This window comes from Thioalkalivibrio sp. ALE28 (genome assembly GCF_000377425.1).
In the GTDB taxonomy this organism is placed as follows: Bacteria; Pseudomonadota; Gammaproteobacteria; order Ectothiorhodospirales; family Ectothiorhodospiraceae; genus Thioalkalivibrio.
The window spans coordinates 142,356-161,198 of sequence record NZ_KB898100.1 but is presented as its reverse complement, the minus strand read 5'-3'; the positions used below and the strand labels follow the sequence as shown (position 1 = coordinate 161,198).

Below are 18,843 nucleotides of genomic sequence, written 5' to 3'. Positions count from 1 at the left end.
ACCCGCCTGGAGCGACTACTACCAGCGCTGCCTGGACCGTGGCCTGGCGACGACCCAGGCGCTGAATGCCTTGGCTCGCAAGCTGGCCCGCGTCGCCTTCGCCCTGATGAACAATCAGACCGATTACCAACCTAAGACCCCTTGTGGAGAGACATAGAATCTCCTACAGGCCAAGACAACCCAACCCCTACGAAGATGCTATTCGTCGAATACCGCCTCGATGCGGGCCTGGATGTGCTGGTCGGCGTCCGGGCCATACTGCGTGCTCGCCGGGTCGAAGCGATCACAGAAGGCGTAGGCAAACTTCAGGTCCTTCACGCCCAGGGCGCCGAACAGGCGCGCCTCGAAGGAATGGTCCTCCGGATTCTGGGTCAGCGTGGGCCAGCCATCCGCCCCGGGTGCCAGCGCCGGGCCAAAGAACACGACTCCCGGCAGGTTCTTCAGGCGCAGGGCACAGGTGCCCTCGGTCACCCCGGCCATCGGCAGGAAATCGATGGTGCGCGAAAGGCGCTGCTTGCGGTTGAAGGCGATATCGACCTCGCCGCCGGCCGCGCGGATCGCCGGGGCCTCCGCCTCGAACGCCAGGGTCTCGAGGCCAGCCGCCCGCCAGGCCTCCAGGTCTTGTGCCCCATGGCGGCTGGGCAGGAAAAGGTAGGCGGGCCTGGTGATGGCCCGGATCGCCGCCAGCAGGGGTTCCGAATACGCCGGCGCGTTGACCAGGATCCCGCCCAGTTCGAGGTCGTCGATCAGCCAGACCGCCGGCGAACCATCCCCGATGCGGTAAATGGTCCGGTCACGCAGTTCGACCAGCGGCGCGCTGATCACGGGTTCATTCGCCATGTGCGGGCTCCGATGACGGACGGGCGGGACGCGGCTCGATCCCGGCCATGGTGGTCTCGATCCATTCTTCGGCCTCGGCCAGCACCTCCACCGGCTTGCGCCCGGCGGTCTCGATCGGCGGGCCGATCACCACCTCGATGGTGCCGGGGTAGCGGCGGATGCCCTTCTTCGGCCAGAAGCTGCCACTGTTGAGCGCCACCGGCAGCACCGGGTAGCCGGTACGCGCGGCCAGCATCGCGCCGCCCTGACGGTAGCGCCCGTGTTCGCCCGGGGCCACGCGCGTGCCCTCGGGGAACACGATCACCCAGCGGCCCTCGTCGAGGCGCTGCCGGCCTTCGGTGACCAGATTCTCCAGCGCCTGGCGCCCGCCTTCGCGGTCGATTGGCACCGGATCGATCATCGCCAGCGTCCAGCCGAAGACCGGGATGCGCATCAGCTCGCGCTTGAGCACCCAGGTCTGCATCGGGAAGATCGCGACGAAGGCGACGGTCTCCCAGGCCGACTGATGCTTGGACAGCACCACATGCGGACGCGACGCATCGATGTGTTCGGCGCCGCGCACCCGGTAGTCCACGCCACAGGTCACCCGCAGCCACCAGACATTGAAGCGCCCCCACTGCGTCAGCACCCGGTAGCGGATGCGGCGCGAGAACGGCCAGATCAGCGGTGGCACCAGCACGCCGAAGACCAGCATCGAGCTGATGAACCCGAGCTGGAACAGCAGACCGCGGATCAGGGGCAGCATGCGGCGGCGCTATCCCGTGGCCAGGCGGCCGATGTCGGCCACGGTCTCGAACGCGCGGCGCAGTTCACGCAGCAGGGCCAGACGGTTGCGCCGCTCGGCGGCATCTTCGGCCATCACCATCACCTGGTCGAAAAAGGTATCGACGCGATCGCGCAGGCCCGCCAGCTCGCCCAGGGCGTGCAGGTAGTCACCATCGGCCACCGCCTGCTCGACGCCGGGACGCACCGCCTGCAGGCCCTGGTAAAGCTGACGCTCCTCGTCCAGCGCCAGGGCCTCCGGGTCGAGGTCGGCCTCGGCCTCCTCGCCGGCCTTGCGCAACAGGTTGTGGATGCGCTTGTTCGCCGCAGCCAGGGCCTCGGCCTCCGGGCGCTCGCGGAACAGGCTGACCGCGCGCACGCGGCGGACGAAGTCCAGCGGGGTATCGGGCGCGACCGCGGCCACTGCCTCGATGGTCTCGTGCGCCTGGCCCTGCTCCAGCAGGTAGCCGCGCAGGCGCTCCAGGATGTACTCGCGGACCGGCTCCACCGCCTGGTCGGCCTCCGGCACCCGTTCGCGGATCGGCTCGGCCGCGGCCTGCAGCAGCGGGGTCAGGGCCAGCGGCAGTTCGCGCTCGACCAGGATGCGCACCAGTCCCAGCGCGGCGCGGCGCAGGGCGAACGGGTCCTTGGTACCGGTGGGCTGCTTGCCGATCGCGAAGATCCCGACCAGCGTGTCCAGGCGGTCCGCCAGCGCCAGGGCCTGGGCCAGCGGGACATCCGGCAGCTCGGAGCCGGACTGGCGCGGCCAGTAGTGCTGTTCGATTGCAGCCGCGACAGACTCATCCTCGCGGTCGTGCAGGGCGTAGTAGCGGCCCATCGTGCCCTGCAGTTCGGTGAACTCGAAGACCATCTGGGTCACCAGATCACACTTGGCCAGGCGCGCGGCGCGCGCGGCCAGCCCGGCATCCAGCCCCATCAGGCCGGCCAGGCGCTGCATCAGGGCCTCCAGCCGCACGGACTTGTCGCGCAGCGTGCCCAGGCGCTTCTCGAACACCACGGAGTCCAGCGCATCCAGCCGTTCCTCCAGACGCTTCTTGCGGTCCTGCTGCCAGAAGAACTCGGCATCGGCGAAGCGCGGGCGCAGCACGCGCTCGTTACCGTCGCGCACCGCGTGCGGGTCGCGCGACTCGATATTGCTGATCACGATGAAGTGCGGCTGCATGCGCCCGGCCTCGTCGACCACCGGGAAGTATTTCTGGTTGTCCTGCATGGTGGAGATCAACGCCTCCTGCGGGACATCCAGGAAACGCGGGTCGAAGCCGCCGGTCAGGGCCACCGGCCACTCTACCAGTGCGGTCACCTCGTCCAGCAAGTCGGCATCCACCAGTGCGCGCCCGCCCAGGGCCTTGGCCTGTTCGTGCACCTGGGCCAGGATGTTCTCGCGCCGCGCCTCGAACGACGGCTCGACAAAGCCGGGGCTGCGCAGCCGCTCGGCGTAGTCGTTGCCGCGCTTCAGCTCCAGCGCGCCGGGCTGGTGGAAGCGGTGACCATGCGTGGCCCGCCCGGCGGTCTGTTCCAGCACCGTCATCTCCAGCACCTCGGTCCCGTGCAGGACCACCAGCCAGTGCGCGGGGCGCACGAACTCGGTGCGGCTGCTGCCCCAGCGCATGCGCTTGGGCGTGGGCAGGGCTTCGAGCGCGGCCTCCAGCATCTCCGGCAGCAGCTCGCCGAGGGCGCGCCCCGGCTGCATCTGGCGGAAGACCAGGTACTCGCCCTTGTCGGTGGTCTCGCGCTCCAGGCGCTCGACCTCCACGCCACAGGAGCGGGCAAAGCCCAGCACCGCCTTGGTCGGCTCGCCGGCGTCATCGAAGGCGGCGGCCACAGCCGGGCCGCGACGCTCCTGCAACTGGTCCGGCTGCTGCCCCGGGACGTCCGGGAACAGCACCGCCAGCCGGCGCGGGGTGGCGAAGGTCTCGGGCACGCCCGGCTCCAGCCCGGCCTCGCTCAGCCGGTTGGCCAGACCCTCGGCCAGGGCATCACGCAGGCGCGGCAGGGCGGCGGGGGGCAACTCTTCGGTGCCCAGTTCGATCAGGAGTTCGCGGGCTTCAGCCATGTCGGGTCCGTGTCGGGTCCATCACGACCGCGCGCAAGGGCGCGCGATCCGGGAAATAGGGTTCAGGCGGCGTCGGGCTTGTTGGTGTCGTCATCGGCGCACAGCGGGAAGCCCAGGGCCTCGCGCGACTCGTAATACTTCTGCGCAACGTTTCGCGACAGCTCGCGTACGCGCAGGATGTAGCGCTGGCGCTCGGTGACCGAGATCGCGCCGCGCGCATCCAGCAGGTTGAAGCTGTGCGAGGCGCACAGCATCTGCTCGTAGGCCGGCAGCGGCAGGCCCAGCTCGATCATGCGGTCGCTCTCCGCCGCGTGCTGGTCGAAGGCGGCGAACAGGGCATCGCGGTCGGCATGCTCGAAGTTGTACTTCGACTGCTCCACCTCGTTCTGGTGATAGACGTCGCCGTAGGTGACCGCGCGCCCGTCCGGGCCGATGGTCCACACCAGGTCGTAGACGCTCTCCACCCCCTGCAGGTACATCGCCAGACGCTCCAGCCCGTAGGTGATCTCGCCGGAGACCGGGTGGCAGTCGAGCCCGCCCACCTGCTGGAAATAGGTGAACTGGGTGACCTCCATGCCGTTCAGCCAGACCTCCCAGCCCAGGCCCCAGGCGCCAAGGGTCGGCGACTCCCAGTTGTCCTCGACGAAGCGCACGTCGTGGGTGAGGGTGTCGAAGCCCAGCGCCTCCAGGGAGCCGAGGTAGAGGTCCTGGATGTCCGGCGGCGACGGCTTCAGCAGCACCTGGAACTGGTAGTAGTGCTGCAGGCGGTTGGGGTTGTCGCCATAGCGACCGTCGGTAGGACGGCGGCTGGGCTGCACGTAGGCCGCGCGCCACGGCTCCGGCCCGATGGAGCGCAGGAAGGTCGCCGGATGGAAGGTGCCGGCCCCCATCTCCATGTCGTAGGGCTGCAGGACCACGCAGCCGTGGTCGTTCCAGTAGTCCTGCAAGCGACGGATCAGGTCCTGGAAGGTGGGGCTGCTGCTGGACGGGGTGCGTTCGTGCGCCATGCGGGATCCCGGGTCAGGGCAAAGCGGACAGTATATCGGCCGGGCTCCAGCCTCGGCCACCGTCAGCGTCAGCGCGAAACGCGGAGACGCCCGCGCGAGTCGGCACTTCCCTGTGGCGGCAGTCGGTTTTGCGCCAGCCGGGAAGGCGCCCATACTGGAGGCTTGATCCGGTTCGGGAGAACCGCCCTGAGCGAGCCCCACGCCAATTCGGAACCGACGGTGACCGCGGAGAACGGTCAGCGCTACCGCGACACCCGCCGAGTGACGCTGGTGGGCGCGACCGTGAACAGCTTTCTGGCCGTCGCGCAGCTGCTCAGCGGCTGGCTTCTGAACTCGCAGGCGCTGGTCGCGGACGGCGTGCATACGCTGTCGGACCTCGTCACCGACGGTGTCGTGCTGTTCGCCGCGCGCAAGGCTGCGGCGTCCCCCGACCAGGACCACCCGTACGGCCATGCCCGCATCGAGACCCTCGCAACGGTGATCGTCGGGGTCTTTCTGGCAGCCGCGGGGCTGGGGATCGCCTGGGCAGCCGGCAGCCGGCTGGTCGACCCCGAGGCCATGACCGGTCCCGCCAATATGGCCATCTTCTTTGCCGCGCTGACCCTGGTCGCGAAGGAGGGCCTGTACCAGTACACCCACCGAGTGGCGAAGCGCCTGCGCTCGCGGATGCTCGATGCCAATGCCTGGCACCACCGTACGGATGCAATCTCGTCGCTGTTCGTACTGGTCGGCGTGGGTGCGGCGGTGGCGGGCTTCCCGTGGGCGGACGCCCTGGCGGCGCTGATCGTCGCCCTGTTCATCCTGCATATCGCCGGGCGCCTGATCGTGCGCGCCGCGGCGGAGCTGATCGACACCGCGCTGGAGCCGGAGAAGGTGGATCGCATTCACCGCACCATCCTGGACGTGCCCGGGGTGAAGGATGCGCACATGCTGCGCACCCGCCGCCACGGCAGCGACGTGGTGGCCGATGTGCACATCCAGGTCGCGCCGATGATCTCGGTCTCCGAGGGGCATCGGATCGCCGATGCGGTGTTCCATTCGGTGACCGACGAGCATGAGCGGGTCAACGACATCACGGTGCACGTGGACCCGGAGAATGACGCGGAGCAGGCGCGCAGCTCGACGCTGCCGTTACGGCCGGTGCTGGTAGAGGCCCTGCGCGAGGCCTGGGCCGACACCCCGGAGCTGGACGCGGTGGAGCACCTGTCCCTGCACTACCTGGGCGGCCGGGTGCACATGACGCTGACCCTGCGCCTTGACGGGGCAACCGCGGCCCCGGACCTGGAGGCGCGGGCCCGGGCCCTGGCCGACCGGCTGCACGGCCACCCGCAGGTGGGCGACATGCTGGGCGAGGTCACGCTACTCTATCGTCCGTGCACTCATTAGGTGCGGCACACCCCAGCAAGCACTATCGTTGTGCATATACGGCACCATGATGGTGCATAACGGAGGCGGCGCGGCACCCGGGGTGCCCGTTTTTCGCGCGCCCGGGCCGAATCGGGCCGGATGGCATGATGCCTGCATAATGACCCACGAAGCCGTGCAGGGGCCAACAGGCCGGCCGGCCAAAATCGAAGACTCAAGTGAAGACCAAGGAGACCCCCATGTCCGCAGCCGACGTGCTGAACCAGATCAAGGAAAAGGAAGTGCGCTTTGTCGACTTCCGCTTTACCGACTCCAAGGGCAAGGAACAGCATGTGACCATGCCGGCCCACGACATCGACGAAGAGACCTTCGAGGAAGGCAAGATGTTCGACGGCTCCTCGATCTCCGGTTGGAAGGGGATCAACGAGTCCGACATGATCCTGATGCCGGACGCCGAGTCGGCCGTGATCGACCCGTTCTTCGAAGACATGACCATGAACATCCGCTGCGACGTGGTCGAGCCGGCCACCATGCAGGGCTACGACCGCTGCCCGCGCTCCCTGGCGCGCCGCGCCGAGGCCTACCTGCAGAGCACCGGCATCGCCGACACCGCGCTGTTCGGTCCGGAGAACGAGTTCTTCATCTTTGACGACGTGAAGTGGGGTACCAGCCTGTCCGGTTCCTACTGCCGCGTGGACTCCCAGGAGGCGTCCTGGAACTCCGAGCGCGTCTACGAGGACGGCAACATCGGGCACCGCCCGGGCGTGAAGGGCGGCTACTTCCCGGTCCCGCCGGTCGACAGCCTGCACGACATCCGCTCCACCATGTGCGAAGTGATGACCGAGATGGGTCTGGAGACCGAGGTGCACCACCACGAGGTGGCCACCGCCGGCCAGTGCGAGATCGGCGTGGGCCCGGCGACCCTGACGCAGAAGGCCGACGAGGTGCAGATCCTGAAGTACGTGGTGCAGAACGTGGCCCACATCCACGGCAAGACCGCGACCTTCATGCCCAAACCGATCGTCGGCGACAACGGCTCCGGCATGCACGTGCACCAGTCGCTGTCCAAGGACGGCAAGAACCTGTTCTCCGGTGACCTCTACGGCGGCCTGTCCGAGACCGCGCTGTACTACATCGGCGGCATCATCAAGCACGCCCGTGCGCTGAATGCCTTCACCAACCCGTCCACCAACAGCTACAAGCGTCTGGTGCCGGGCTTCGAGGCGCCGGTGATGCTGGCCTACTCCGCCCGTAACCGCTCGGCCTCGCTGCGCATCCCGTTCGTGATGAACCCGAAGGCGCGCCGGATCGAGCTGCGCTTCCCGGACTCCACCGCCAACCCGTACCTGGCCTTCGCCGCGATGCTGATGGCCGGCCTGGACGGCATCCAGAACAAGATCCACCCCGGCGACGCGATGGACAAGAACCTCTACGACCTGCCGCCGGAAGAGGAAAAGGGCATCCCGCAGGTCTGCCATTCGCTGGACCAGGCGCTGGAAGCCCTGAACCAGGATCGCGAGTTCCTGACCCAGGGTGGCGTGTTCACCGACGACATGATCGATGCCTACATCGACCTGAAGATGGAAGACGTCACGCAGATGCGCATGACCACCCATCCGATCGAGTTCGACATGTACTACAGCCTGTAAGGCGTCCGCTTCCGGCCCCTCGGGGCCGCGAGGCCATCCGCCGCCGCGCCCTCCGGGGCCGGCGGCTTTTTTGTGTCCGGGCTCGGGCTCCACCAGGGAGAAGCCCTGCTCGCCGACACGACCGGCGATGCCGGATCGGGCATCGCAAAAAAGGCCCCGCGGATGGTCGATCCGCGGGGCCTTCTCGTGTGGCACCGGAAGGACTCTCCCGGGCCTCTGACCGTTCATCGGCAATCAGGCGTGCCAGCCGAACTCCTCGGCCTTCTGCTGTGCCAGCGCCGGGATGTCGGTGGCCACGAACTTCTCGTACAGCACCTGCACCCCGATCATGTGGTTGATCACCGCGTCCAGCTGGACCTGGGTCGCGGCCGGGGTGTCCTCGGACTCGTGCAGCTCGAACACCTGGCGCACGCCCTCCGGATCCAGCAGACCGGCCTCCTCGACCTTCTCCGGCGCGAGGTAGCGATCGGCCAGGGCCTTCATCGCGGCCCACTTGACCGGATCGGTATGCGCCGGCGGCGCCATGAAGGCGAACTTCTCGCGCTCGTAGAGCACCTTCGGCAGCAGGCCCTTCATCGATTCGCGCAGCACGTACTTCTCGGTGGGGCCCTTGATGCGCATGGTCGGCGGCAGGTGGGCGGCGAACTCGGCCAGGTGGTGATCGAGGAACGGCGGGCGCGCCTCCATCGAGTTGGCCATGTCCATGCGGTCGCCGCCCCAGGTCAGGATCTGGCCCTCCAGCATGGTCTTGATCCAGACGTACTGGGCCTTGTCCAGCGGGTGCCGGCCTTCCAGCATGTCGTTGTCCAGGGCATCGGCGATCGCCTTGCCCGGCTGGTAGCCCTGCATGCGCTCGCGGCGCTGCGGGTGCAGCAGGCCCGGCACGTGGTCGGACGCGGCCAGCCACGGCTGCAGGCAGGACGGGGTGAATCCCATCATCCGGGTGAACTCGGGGTCATCCACCTCGTCCTCGGCCAGCATCGCGCCGGAGACCAGTTCGTTGGACTCGTTCAGCATCTGCTGCCAGGCCTGACGGTCGGCCTCCGGCAGGGTGTCCAGGCCGTGCAGGAACATGTCGCGGCGGAACGCCGGGTAGCCACCGAACAGCTCGTCCGAGCCCTCGCCGGTGACCACCACCTTGTAGCCGGCCTTGTTCACGTGGCGGCTCATCAGGAGCTTGGCCACGCCGAGGGTGTTGTAGATGGTGCGCTCGGCGTGCCACAGCGCCTCTTCGAAGTTGTCGTAGAGATGGTCGGCATTCAGGGTCATGATGTCCTGGTCGGCGCCAACGCTCTCGGCCATCTCGCGGGCGATCGCGGTCTCGTCGTAGTCGTCGTTGTCGAAGCCGATGGTGAAGGCCTTGACCGGTGACTGCTGGCTGGCCGAGGCCAGCCCCAGGGTGATGCAGGAGTCGATCCCGCCGGAGAGGTAGCAGGCCACCGGCACGTCGGCCTCCAGGCGCAGCTGGACGGCCTCCATCAGCTTTTCGCGCACGCCCTCGATCCAGTAGTTCTCGTCGGTCTCGCTCTCGGGCGGGCGCTCGGAGGCCAGCGGGAAGTCCATGTCCCAGTACTTCTCCTGGCGGATCTTCAGCTTGCCGTGGGCGCGCTCGACGATGACCATGTGGCCCGGCTTCACCTGGTGGATGCCCTCGAAGGCGGTGGTGCCGGGCACCATGGTCTGCATCAGCTGGTGGTACAGGCCATCATCGGAGAACTGGCGCGGCACATCGGGGTTGGCGAACAGCACCTTCAGTTCGGAGCCGAACACGAAACTGCCGTTGGCCTCGGTGAAATACAGCGGCTTGATGCCGAAGCGGTCGCGGATCAGGATCAGCCGGTCGTGCTTGCGGTCATACAGCGAGATCGCGAACTCGCCGCGAAAGTGCTTCACCGCGTCCTCCAGCCCCTCGCGCTGGTACAGGTGCATCACCATCTCGGAATCGCTCTTGGTGCGGAACTTCACCCCGCGCGAGGTGAGATCGGTGCGGATGCGCTTGTAGTCGTACAGCTCGCCGTTGACCGCGGTCATGATCTCGCCGTTGGTCATGCAGAACGGCTGGCGCCCGCGGTTCTCGTCGAGGTCGATGATCGACAACCGCGCGTGGGAGAACCCCACGCCACGGTCGTCCTGCGTCTTGTAGCCAAAGCCGTCAGGACCGCGGTGATACTGGATCGCGGCCATGTTGACCAGGGTCTGCGGGTCGACCTTGCGGTCCAGGTCGGCGTGAAAGATTCCGGCGATGCCACACATGGCATGTCTCCTTGGTTATCCGTTCGGTGCGAGCGGGGCGCGGCCCGGTCCGTTCCGGCGCGCCACGCCACTCGCGGTTCAGTTCAGTGCGAGGTTCAGTCTTCCGGGGTGTCCATGACCGCGCTGATGCGGCGGACCACGCTGGTCAGCAGTGCCATGCGCACGAACACCGCCCCGCGCGCCTGGGCGAAATACCAGTTGTGCGGGGTGTCATCGAGGTCCGTCGACAGCTCCGCACCGCGCGCCAGCGGGTGCATGATGATCGCGCCCTTCTTCAGCGGCGAGTTGCGGTCCAGCTTCAGGCCCTCACCCATGGACTCGAAGGTATCGCCCACCCAGGCGATGGCGTTGATGTACACCACGTCCAGCTCCGGCAGTACCGGATCCAGCTCGTGCACCACGCGCAGGTTCAGGCCGGCCTCCGCCAGTTCCTCGCGCTGGCCGGGATCGAAGTTCTCGTCCTCGCGCGAGATGATCACGACCTCTTCGATCGCCTCGGGGAACAGGCTCAGCAGGCGCAGCAGCGAACGTACCGTACGCATGCGCGAGGGCACCCCGATGATGCCGACCTTGATGCGGTCCTCCGGGACAACCGGGCCGGTGAACAGCTCCGGGCGCCACTTGGCCAGGGTGTAGACGTCCGCGAGCGCCTGGGTCGGGTGCTCGTCGATGCCGTTGCCGGCGTTGACCAGCGGGATGCGCAGGTTCTCCAGCATGTTGTGCGCGGCCTCGCCATCCGAGGAGCGCAGCACCAGCACGTCGCCGTAGTTGTTGAACATCTCGGCGATGTCCGCCAGCGATTCGCCCTTGGCAATCCCGGTGCTCTTGGGGTCGGTGATCGACATCACCGCCCCGCCCAGGCGGTGCCAGGCGCTCTCGAACGACAACCGCGTGCGCGTGGACGGTTCGTAGAACGCGCTGATCAGGATCTTGCCCGCCAGCGGCAGATGCATCAGGGCGGGCGTGGTCTCGTACTGGGCGGCCAGCCGGAACAGCTGCAGCAGTTCCTCGCGGTTGAACTGCTGGCTGGAGACCACGTGTGCGGCGGCCAGCTTCAGCAGCGGATCCGGGTCTTCCTCCACCGCATCCAGCAGCGCGCGCGGCCGGTCGGTACCGGCGGCGCCGTCTTTCGGGTGGAGCACGTGCAGGGGATCTTCGGTGTAGTTCACCAGAGGCGTCCTTTTTTCCAGTCGCGGATAAACAGGGCAATCAGCAGGATCGGGGTCAGCGTCGCCACGCTGGTGGCGATGACCACGATCACGGACAATGCGGTTGTCGAGATGGTCATGCCGGCACCTCGGCGTCGGAACGGGCCAGCCGGCCCCAGTCGAACGGCCGCGGCATCAGCCAGGTGGTCAGCACCATCACCGCCAGCGAGACGGCGGCCCCGACCAGCGCGGCCACGTAGAACCCGATCAGGAAATAGCTGGCCAGCCCGATACCGGACCCCAGTATCATCGACCAGGCGGCACCCTGCGGGTTCGCCTGCTTCCAGTACAGGCCGGCGACGATCGGCCAGATCGCGGAGGCCACGAAGGCCCCGGTGAAGTACAAAAGCTCCGCCAGCGAGCCGACGATCGGGATCTCGCCGCGGTAGCTGGCCGCCAGCCAGGTCAGCAGCCCCAGTAGCACCACGATCACCTTGGTCGCGTGGAACTGGTGCTGCTCGCTGGCCCGCGGACGGATGTGGCCGCGGTAGATGTCGCGGGTCACCAGATCGGACGTGGCCGCCAGCAGCGAGTCGAGGCTGGAGGCCAGCGCGGCGAACACCACGATGAACACCACGATCGCCCCGGTCAGGCCCAGCACCTCGGCGGCCACCAGCGGCCCGACCATGTCTGCCGCCGGGACGTTGATCCCCAGCGCGGGCGTCGCCAGCGCGATGAAGCCGGCGACGATCGGGATCGGCAGCCACAGCAACCCGCCGAAGAGGTAGGCGCGAAAGCCCACGTTGCGGCCGAAGGCAAAGGCGCGCGACCACCAGACGTTGGAGTGGAAGATCTCGCCCACGCCGAACAGCAGGTTGTTGAACAGGAACATGATCGCGGCCGGGAACAGCAGGCTCAGCAGCTCCGGGCGCTCTTCCATCAGATTGAAGTGGATCGCCTCGAAGCCGACCTTGTCGATGGTCAGCCAGGCGATAAAGGCCGCCCCGGCGACAATGATGACCGTCTGGATGAAGTCGGTCCCGATCACCGCGCGCAGACCGCCCAGGAGGGTGTAGATCACACAGACGGTCAGGATCACGGTCATGCCCACGCGATAGTCGATCCCGGCCAGGGCATTGATCAGCACCCCGCCGGCCATCGCCATCGAGACCAGCCAGCCAAAGGCGTAGATCAGCGAGACCACCAGAAACACGCGCCAGGTAAAGGTGCCGTAGCGCAGGCGGATGAAGTCGCCGGAGGTGAAGCCGCGCGGCATCAGCTCGCGGATGCGCCGTGCCAGCGGCGCGAACAGGATCAGGCCCAGCGCGCCCAGCGAGTAACCCAGCATGCCCCAGACACCCAGCTGCAGCGCCAGTTGCGGGGCGGTCATCGTGGTGTTGGCGGTGACCCAGGTGGCCATCGCGGTCGCGGTGGCCAGCGCCAGGCCGACATTGCGGCCCGCCAGCATATGGTCCTCGGCGGTCTTGTTGCGACGCCCCAGCCACCAGCCCAGCACCACCCAGAGGACGCTGAACGCCGCCAGCAGCCCCCAGGCAATGGAGGTCGGGAGGATGGGGTCGTCGAGACCGGTCACGAGGCCTCCTGCACCTTCTTGATCTCGCGGATCGCCTCGTCCGTGGTCATCACCCGGGCGTAGCGGTCCTTGATGGTGGTGATCGTGGCCTTCTGCATCTCCGGCGTCACCGTGGCCGTGGCGTCGTCCATCAGGGTGACATAAAAGCCCAGGTCACAGGCATCCCGCACGGCCGTGGAGACGCACTCGTTGGAGTACACGCCCACGATGAACAAGGCGGAGATGTTCAGGTTGCGCAGGATGTAGTGCAGGTTGGTGGAGTTGAAGACCCCGCTGGCGGTCTTGTCCAGCACGATCTCGTCCCCCACCGGAGCCACCTGCTCGACGAACTCGGCATCCTTGGAGCCGGGAGCCGCGTGCAGGTTCAGGCGCTTGTGGCCCGGGCTGCGGTCGCGGCCGTCGCGGGTCAGCGAGCGGATGCGGGTGTGGATCACCTCCAGCCCCTCCTCGCGGAAGGCGTCCTGCAGGCGGCGCACATTGGGCAGCACGGTCTGCTCGAGGCGGTTGAAGTAGTACTCCTGCGCCTCCAGCGGCACACCGGATTCGGCGGAATCCGCGAACACGCCGTGGCCCCGCGCGGCATCCAGGTACTGGAGGTCGATACACAGCAGCGCGACGTGGTGCTCCCGCAGCTCCTGACGCAGGACCGGCGTGGTGATCAGGCTCTCCTGGTACTGCTCGCGAAGCGGGTCCAGGGAGTCGTAGTCGGTCAGGCGGGAGACGTTGTTGTTGTCGGCCATTCCGGGCGTTTCCTTTCGTCGGGGTTTATTGCCGGGCCGCCAGCGCCAGGGCACTTTGCAGGGCCACGTTGGCGCCGATCTCGATGTCCTCCCAGTTTGTCCATTCCGCGGCGGAATGGCTACGCCCCTGGAGGCTCGGCACGAAGATCATGCCGGTACGGGTGATCCGGCTCATGCTCTGGGTGTCGTGGGCCGCGCCACTGGGCATAGTGATGTACTCCAGACCCATGCGCTCGGCCTGCGCCTCGATGGTCTGCACAATGCCGGGATCGCAGCGCACCGGGTCGATCTCGGAGAGCACGTCGAACTCGAACATCAGATCACGCCGACGGGCCAGGCTCGACAGGGTGCGACGGGCCGCATGCGCCAGCGCGGTCAGTACCTTCTCGTCGGTATCGCGCACCTCGAAGGAGAAGGTCGCCACCCCGGGCACCGTGTTCGGCGCCCCGGGCGAGAGCTCCACGCGCCCGATGGTGGCACGCGAATTCGGGCTGCCGTGCTCCTCCAGCAGGCGATCGATCTCGCCGCCGAACTCGGCCAGGCCCTGGAAGGCATCGATGCGCATGTCCATCGGCGTGGTGCCGGCATGGTTCGGCTGCCCCTTCAGGCGCACCTCCCACTTGAACAACCCGGTAATCGCCTCGACCACGCCCACGCTCAGGCCGCGCCGGTCGAGTACCGGCCCCTGCTCGATATGCGTCTCGATGAAGGCATGCAGGGTGTGCGGGTCGCGCCGTGCGCTCAGGGCGTCGTCGGCATTCAGGCCCCAGTTGGCCATGGCCTCGACCAGGGTCACGCCCTCGAGATCCCGGGCATGGCTGATACTCTCCGGGGTCAGCTTGCCGGCCATCGCCTGGGAGCCGAACATGCCACCGAAACGACCCTCTTCGTCGGTGAAATCGATCACCTCCAGAGGGTACTGCAGATCGACCGCGTTCTCCTTGGCCGTGCGCAGCACCTCCAGCCCGATCAGCACGCCCAGCGCTCCGTCCAGCGGGCCGCCCCCGGGCACCGTGTCCAGGTGCGAGCCCATGGCGACCACCGGGCGCTTGCCGTCATAGTCCAGCCGACCATGCAGGTTGGCGGCACCGTCCTGCCAGACGTCCAGGCCGGCGGCCTCCAGGCGACCGCGAAACCACTCGCGCCCGGCGCGGTCGCCCTCGCTGAAGGCGCGGCGATGCAGGCCGCGGTCGGCATCGCGGCCGATCTGCCCGAGGTCGTTGATGTCCTGCTGCAGGCGCTGCATGTTGATCTTGAGATCCGTCATGGAACCCTCCGGAAACGGGTCCGTCCCTGCTACGCGAGGGCGGGGCCTCGAGCGTATCGGCAGGACGGACCGGGTGAATCAGTCGCGCGGACGCCCGCGCAGGATGGCCCCGATCAGGACCAGGAAGACGATCGCGCCCACCGCGAAGAAGCCGAAGGCGCGGGTCAGGCTGTGATGCTCCACCGTGACGGTGGTCTGGTCGGCCCAGGCATCCGCATCCGCGGCGCGCAGGCGGAACCGGTACTCGCCATCGGGCAGTCCGCTGATGACGGTGCTGGTATCACCGCCCTGGTAGATCACGCGGGCATCCGCGTGATCCGGCCCCGAGGCCTGCTCCAGCACCACCGCCGCATCCGCCTCCCAGGCGAGGGTGAACCCGCCATCGGTGGCGCGCTCCGGCGGGGCGTCGAATGCCGGCTGGGCGCCCGCCGCAAGCGGCAGGAAGAACAGAATCGGCAGGAGGGAACGAAGGATGCGCATCGGAACCTCCGGACGGGCCCGGGCTCAGGCCTTGCCGTCGAACGGTTGCAGCCCGGCCCGAGGCTCGGTGGTGTTCATCGCCTCGACCAGCAGGTCGAGGTTCTGGTCGAGTTCCTCCAGACACCCCTTCGGCAGCGACTGCAGGGCCCGGTTCAGTTCGCCTTGCGGCGCGGCCGGGGCCTGGTCCAGCAGTTCGAGGCCGGCATCGGTGACATAGAGCCGCACGATGCGCTGGTCCTTTTCCGGACGGCGGCGCTCGATCAGCCCGCGGTGCTCCAGCTTGTCCAGCAGGTTGGAGGTCGTGGAGGCATGCACCGAGAGCCGACGCGACAGGTCGCTGACGTTAAGCCCCGGCGTGCGCTGCAGCTCCCACAGGGCCCACAGCTGCGAGGCGCTGATCCCACAGGCCCGCTCGACCGTGCGCGAGTGCCCCTGCAGCGCGCGGATGATCACCCGCAACTGGCGGATCACCGAACGCGCCAGATCCGGCTCGCCACTCGTGCCGGCGGCGGCACCGGATTCGTTGTCGTGTGCCTGGGGCACGGCCTGGGTGGATGTCATCAAAACTTCCCGCAATTGAATCACTCGTTTAGTTATTTTTGTACAAAAATAGTTCCATTGCAACTTACGCACCGGCTGGCGAAATCCCGCCATGGGCTCTAAACAAGTGGATTGGGGAGCCTGCCCCAGCCAGAAGGCCGCCCCGGTAGGCCGGGCGCCGGTCGGCTGAAGGCCCTCGCGCGAGAAAAGGAACACGGGGCGGGTGTCGTGGTCACACCACAGTGCGCCGGGGCTGCGTATCGTGTTTACAACGCATCGGCCCGCGTGGTCCGCAGACCACCGGTTGCAGCCCGGGACACGCCGTGCACTTCGTGTCCGCCCGGTAAGGCCACTGGCGACACCCGAACCGCCTGACCAGAAGAGGAATCGCAATGAAGAAGACGATGAGCTGGACCCTGGCACCCCTGTCCGGTGCCGTTGCCCTGGCCCTGTTCCTGGGCCCGAATGCCGCCGCCGCCGAATACGACAGCATCCAGGTCGGCAACCTGTCGATCGGCGGCGCCCTGCGCGCCAACTACACCGTAGGTGACTACGAAGGCGACCGACGTGACTGGGACAAGGGCGGCGACTTTCTGCTTGATACCGCACGCATCAATCTCGATTACGAGAACGGCCCCTGGCTCGGCAAGTTCGAGTATCGCTGGTATAACGACGCTGCCAGCTCTTACAACATGCTGCACACCGGCTGGGTTGGTTATCGTTTTGAAAACGAAAGCCAGCTAGAGGTAGGTGTAACCCGTGCACCGTTCGGGCCGGGAGCTTACGGGGTCTCGCAAAGCTGGTTCTTCGACCAGCATTACTACGTCGGTCTTTCCGACAATATGAACCTCGGCGTCAAGTACACGATGCCGATGGGCGACTGGACCTGGGACGTTGCCTACTTCTACTCGGATGCCGGCTCCTACTCTGGCAACAACTCCGATGACAGCGCCCGATACTCTTACGATGTGGTCGACGAGACCGGGACAGGCTTCGAGGAACGAAACCAAGTCAATTTCCGCGGGATCTACAGTATTCCCAACACTGATCACGAGGTCGGTTTCTCGGCCCAGTACGGCGAACTGAAGAGCAATGGCCCGCAAAGCGACGGCGACATGTTCGCTGTCTCGGGCCACGCAGTTAACCGCTTTGGCAACTGGACCCTTGCCAGTCAACTGTCTTACTACAAGTACGACGTAGACGAGCATGATCTTCTAGATGTAGGTGGAGACGTCTTCCGAAGTGACAAACTCGTGCAGTTTGGAGCCTACGACTACTGGAATGAAGTTGCGGCGGAAGCCTGGGTTCCGGCGATCTCGGCCAGCTACTACCACGAGACGCCAAACATCCCTTGGCTGGACTACGTGATCCCGTACGCCGAATATAGCTCGGTAGTGAAGCGCGAAAGTGACTTCAACAACAGCGACCTGTTGGTCCTGGGCGCCGCTTGGGCTCGTGGGAACTGGTACATCTACACCGACCTCGCTTACTCCAACGGCAACGGCTTCGTTGGTGGCGATACGCCTTACGGCGAGCAGCTTGGTGCCAACAGGACCGATGACTGGGAAACCCGTATCAACATCAACTTCGGGTATTACTTCTAGGACCCAAGCACACGACGGCCGCCACTCGGCGGCCCGCTGGCATCACTCGAGCCCGCATCCACGGATGCGGGCTTTTTGCTGTCCGGCACCGAGGCGCTCGGCCGGCTATTCGCGGGCGGGGGATTCCGCCACATCCGGGCGGCCGGGCTGGGGCATGTGGTCGGGATTGGCCCAGCGCATCAGGGCGAAGGCGAGCAGGATGGTGGGGATGCCGATCAGGGCGGAGCTGGCGAAGAACCAGACCCAGCCGATGTGCTCGGCGAGTACGCCCGTGAAGCCGGCGAGGAACTGCCCCGGCAGCGTCATGATGGAGCTGAACAGGGCGTACTGGGTGGCGGTGTAGGCGCTGTTGGTGAGGCTGGAGAGGTAGGCGATGAACACCGAGATCGCCATGCCACCGGAGAGATTGTCGGCCATGATCGCGAACACCAGGCCATAGGTCTCCGGCCCCAGGGTCGCCAGCCAGGAGAAGGTCAGGTTGGTCAGCGGGGCCAGGATCGCCGTCGCGATCAGCATGCGCATGATGCCGAAGCGCACCACCAGCAGGCCGCCGAGGGCCGCGCCGGTCAGGGTCATGGCCAGGCCGAAGGCGGCGGCGATGTTGGCGATCTCGTCCTTGGTGAAGCCGATGTCCAGATAGAACGGATTGGCCATCACGCCCATGAAGATATCGCTGATGCGGAACACGGCGATGAAGGCGATCACCACCAGGGCAATCTTCCCGAAGCGCTGCCAGAATTCGACGAACGGGCAGATCACCGCGCCGATGAACCAGGCCTTCAGGTCACGCCACCAGCCCGTATCGGAGGTGTTGTTGAGGTAGTGGACCACGCGGTCCTCGAGTCGGGCCGTGGCGGAGTCGCGCCGGGCCACCTCGGGCTCACGGACGATCAGCGTGCAGACGACGCCCACCAGCATCAGGGCGGCCATCGCGCCGTAGGAGAGGCTCCAGCTGCCGATCGCGGCGATATGCAGCGCCCCGGCTCCAGCGGTCAGCAGGGCCACGCGATAGCCGAACACGTAGGCGGCGGCCATCGCGCCCTGGCGCTCCTGGCTGACGGCCTCGATGCGGTAGGCATCGATGGCGATGTCCTGGGTCGCGGCGCCGAAGGCCGTGAGTACGGCCCAGACGGCCACCAGCCAGAGCTGCTCCGTCGGGTCGGTCAGGGCGATCCCGGCCAGGCCCAGGATGATCACGGCCTGGGCGAACAGCATCCAGGCACGGCGACGCCCGAACACTCGGGTCAGGACCGGCAGGGCGAGGCGGTCGACCACCGGGGCCCAGAACACCTTGATGCTGTAGGCCATGCCGACCCAGGAGAGGAAGCCGATGGAGGCCAGCTCCACACCAAGGTCGCGCAGCCAGGCGGTGAAGGTGCCGCCGGTCAGCAGCAGCGGCAAGCCCGCGGCAAAGCCGAGGAACAGCATGCCGATGACCCGCGGATGGCGGTAGACCGCCAGGGCCGCGCGCCAGTCGCGGCGCGGGGGCCGTTGCGCTTCGGCGGCGTCGGTCATGCGCG

Annotated in this window: 16 protein-coding genes and 1 pseudogene; 4 read left to right on the top strand and 13 right to left on the bottom strand. The window is 67.1% G+C overall.

Going from position 1 to position 18,843, the window contains the following annotated elements:
• A pseudogene (locus tag D105_RS15080) lies at positions 1–157 on the top strand (IS110 family transposase); the annotation flags it as partial.
• Positions 158–198: 41 nt separating this feature from the next.
• Here D105_RS15080 and D105_RS0109605 read toward each other — a convergent pair.
• The 4 genes from D105_RS0109605 to glyQ all read right to left on the bottom strand — a co-directional run bounded on the left by D105_RS0109605 (position 199) and on the right by glyQ (position 4,683).
• On the bottom strand, positions 199–840 hold the full coding sequence (locus D105_RS0109605; protein WP_018878270.1) for a hypothetical protein: 642 nt from the start codon (positions 838–840) through the stop codon (positions 199–201).
• Positions 830–1,585, bottom strand: coding sequence for a 1-acyl-sn-glycerol-3-phosphate acyltransferase (locus D105_RS0109600; RefSeq protein WP_018867667.1), 756 nt, complete (start codon positions 1,583–1,585; stop codon positions 830–832). The genes D105_RS0109605 and D105_RS0109600 overlap by 11 nt, the downstream gene beginning before the upstream one ends.
• 9 nt (positions 1,586–1,594) lie before the next feature.
• Positions 1,595–3,676, bottom strand: a complete 2,082-nt coding sequence (gene glyS, locus D105_RS0109595) for a glycine--tRNA ligase subunit beta (RefSeq protein WP_018878269.1) — start codon at positions 3,674–3,676, stop codon at positions 1,595–1,597.
• Between the two features lie 62 nt (positions 3,677–3,738).
• On the bottom strand, positions 3,739–4,683 hold the full coding sequence (gene glyQ, locus D105_RS0109590; RefSeq protein WP_018878268.1) for a glycine--tRNA ligase subunit alpha: 945 nt from the start codon (positions 4,681–4,683) through the stop codon (positions 3,739–3,741).
• A gap of 162 nt (positions 4,684–4,845) precedes the next feature.
• Between glyQ and D105_RS0109585 the strand changes: the two genes are divergently transcribed.
• The gene (locus D105_RS0109585) at positions 4,846–6,069 is read left to right on the top strand and encodes a cation diffusion facilitator family transporter (RefSeq protein ID WP_026280463.1); all 1,224 of its coding nucleotides are present in this window, start codon (positions 4,846–4,848) and stop codon (positions 6,067–6,069) included.
• Between the two features lie 218 nt (positions 6,070–6,287).
• Complete coding sequence (glnA, locus tag D105_RS0109580; protein WP_018867663.1) at positions 6,288–7,697, top strand: glutamate--ammonia ligase; 1,410 nt, start codon at positions 6,288–6,290, stop codon at positions 7,695–7,697.
• A 234-nt stretch (positions 7,698–7,931) separates the two neighbouring features.
• On the opposite strand, the gene asnB is transcribed toward glnA, so the two are convergent.
• The 8 genes from asnB to D105_RS0109540 form a co-directional block, all read right to left on the bottom strand.
• On the bottom strand, positions 7,932–9,950 hold the full coding sequence (gene asnB / locus D105_RS0109575; protein WP_018878266.1) for an asparagine synthase (glutamine-hydrolyzing): 2,019 nt from the start codon (positions 9,948–9,950) through the stop codon (positions 7,932–7,934).
• A 95-nt stretch (positions 9,951–10,045) separates the two neighbouring features.
• The gene (locus D105_RS0109570; RefSeq protein WP_018878265.1) at positions 10,046–11,119 is read right to left on the bottom strand and encodes an aspartate carbamoyltransferase; all 1,074 of its coding nucleotides are present in this window, start codon (positions 11,117–11,119) and stop codon (positions 10,046–10,048) included.
• Positions 11,116–11,238, bottom strand: a complete 123-nt coding sequence (locus D105_RS15340) for a hypothetical protein (RefSeq protein ID WP_018867660.1) — start codon at positions 11,236–11,238, stop codon at positions 11,116–11,118. Before D105_RS15340 ends, D105_RS0109570 begins: the two co-directional genes overlap by 4 nt.
• Positions 11,235–12,692 carry a sodium:solute symporter family protein gene (locus D105_RS0109560; RefSeq protein ID WP_018878264.1) on the bottom strand — a complete coding sequence of 486 codons (1,458 nt, stop codon included), beginning with the start codon at positions 12,690–12,692 and terminating at the stop codon, positions 11,235–11,237. The genes D105_RS15340 and D105_RS0109560 overlap by 4 nt, the downstream gene beginning before the upstream one ends.
• Positions 12,689–13,432, bottom strand: coding sequence for a cysteine hydrolase family protein (locus D105_RS0109555; RefSeq protein ID WP_018867658.1), 744 nt, complete (start codon positions 13,430–13,432; stop codon positions 12,689–12,691). The genes D105_RS0109560 and D105_RS0109555 overlap by 4 nt, the downstream gene beginning before the upstream one ends.
• 25 nt (positions 13,433–13,457) lie before the next feature.
• Positions 13,458–14,699 (bottom strand): Zn-dependent hydrolase, encoded by a 1,242-nt coding sequence (locus D105_RS0109550; protein WP_018867657.1) that lies wholly within the window; start codon positions 14,697–14,699, stop codon positions 13,458–13,460.
• 78 nt (positions 14,700–14,777) lie between these two features.
• Positions 14,778–15,179, bottom strand: a complete 402-nt coding sequence (locus D105_RS0109545; RefSeq protein WP_018867656.1) for a hypothetical protein — start codon at positions 15,177–15,179, stop codon at positions 14,778–14,780.
• Between the two features lie 24 nt (positions 15,180–15,203).
• A complete protein-coding gene (locus D105_RS0109540; protein WP_018867655.1) occupies positions 15,204–15,740 on the bottom strand; it encodes a MarR family winged helix-turn-helix transcriptional regulator in 537 nt (178 codons plus the stop codon).
• A 371-nt stretch (positions 15,741–16,111) separates the two neighbouring features.
• On the opposite strand from D105_RS0109540, the gene D105_RS0109535 reads away from it, so the two are divergent.
• The gene (locus D105_RS0109535; RefSeq protein WP_018878263.1) at positions 16,112–17,323 is read left to right on the top strand and encodes a hypothetical protein; all 1,212 of its coding nucleotides are present in this window, start codon (positions 16,112–16,114) and stop codon (positions 17,321–17,323) included.
• Positions 17,324–17,428: 105 nt separating this feature from the next.
• On the opposite strand, the gene D105_RS0109530 is transcribed toward D105_RS0109535, so the two are convergent.
• Positions 17,429–18,838, bottom strand: a complete 1,410-nt coding sequence (locus tag D105_RS0109530) for an AmpG family muropeptide MFS transporter (RefSeq protein ID WP_038032877.1) — start codon at positions 18,836–18,838, stop codon at positions 17,429–17,431.
• Between the last annotated feature and the right edge of the window lie 5 nt (positions 18,839–18,843).

Coding starts and splice junctions, on each gene's coding strand:
- D105_RS0109605 (WP_018878270.1), bottom strand. CDS start 840: ATGGCGAATGAACCCGTGATCAGCGCGCCGCTGGTCGAACTGCGTGAC.
- D105_RS0109600 (WP_018867667.1), bottom strand. CDS start 1,585: ATGCTGCCCCTGATCCGCGGTCTGCTGTTCCAGCTCGGGTTCATCAGC.
- glyS (WP_018878269.1), bottom strand. CDS start 3,676: ATGGCTGAAGCCCGCGAACTCCTGATCGAACTGGGCACCGAAGAGTTG.
- glyQ (WP_018878268.1), bottom strand. CDS start 4,683: ATGGCGCACGAACGCACCCCGTCCAGCAGCAGCCCCACCTTCCAGGAC.
- glnA (WP_018867663.1), top strand. CDS start 6,288: ATGTCCGCAGCCGACGTGCTGAACCAGATCAAGGAAAAGGAAGTGCGC.
- asnB (WP_018878266.1), bottom strand. CDS start 9,950: ATGTGTGGCATCGCCGGAATCTTTCACGCCGACCTGGACCGCAAGGTC.
- D105_RS15340 (WP_018867660.1), bottom strand. CDS start 11,238: ATGACCATCTCGACAACCGCATTGTCCGTGATCGTGGTCATCGCCACC.
- D105_RS0109555 (WP_018867658.1), bottom strand. CDS start 13,432: ATGGCCGACAACAACAACGTCTCCCGCCTGACCGACTACGACTCCCTG.
- D105_RS0109550 (WP_018867657.1), bottom strand. CDS start 14,699: ATGACGGATCTCAAGATCAACATGCAGCGCCTGCAGCAGGACATCAAC.
- D105_RS0109545 (WP_018867656.1), bottom strand. CDS start 15,179: ATGCGCATCCTTCGTTCCCTCCTGCCGATTCTGTTCTTCCTGCCGCTT.
- D105_RS0109540 (WP_018867655.1), bottom strand. CDS start 15,740: ATGACATCCACCCAGGCCGTGCCCCAGGCACACGACAACGAATCCGGT.
- D105_RS0109535 (WP_018878263.1), top strand. CDS start 16,112: ATGAAGAAGACGATGAGCTGGACCCTGGCACCCCTGTCCGGTGCCGTT.
- D105_RS0109530 (WP_038032877.1), bottom strand. CDS start 18,838: ATGACCGACGCCGCCGAAGCGCAACGGCCCCCGCGCCGCGACTGGCGC.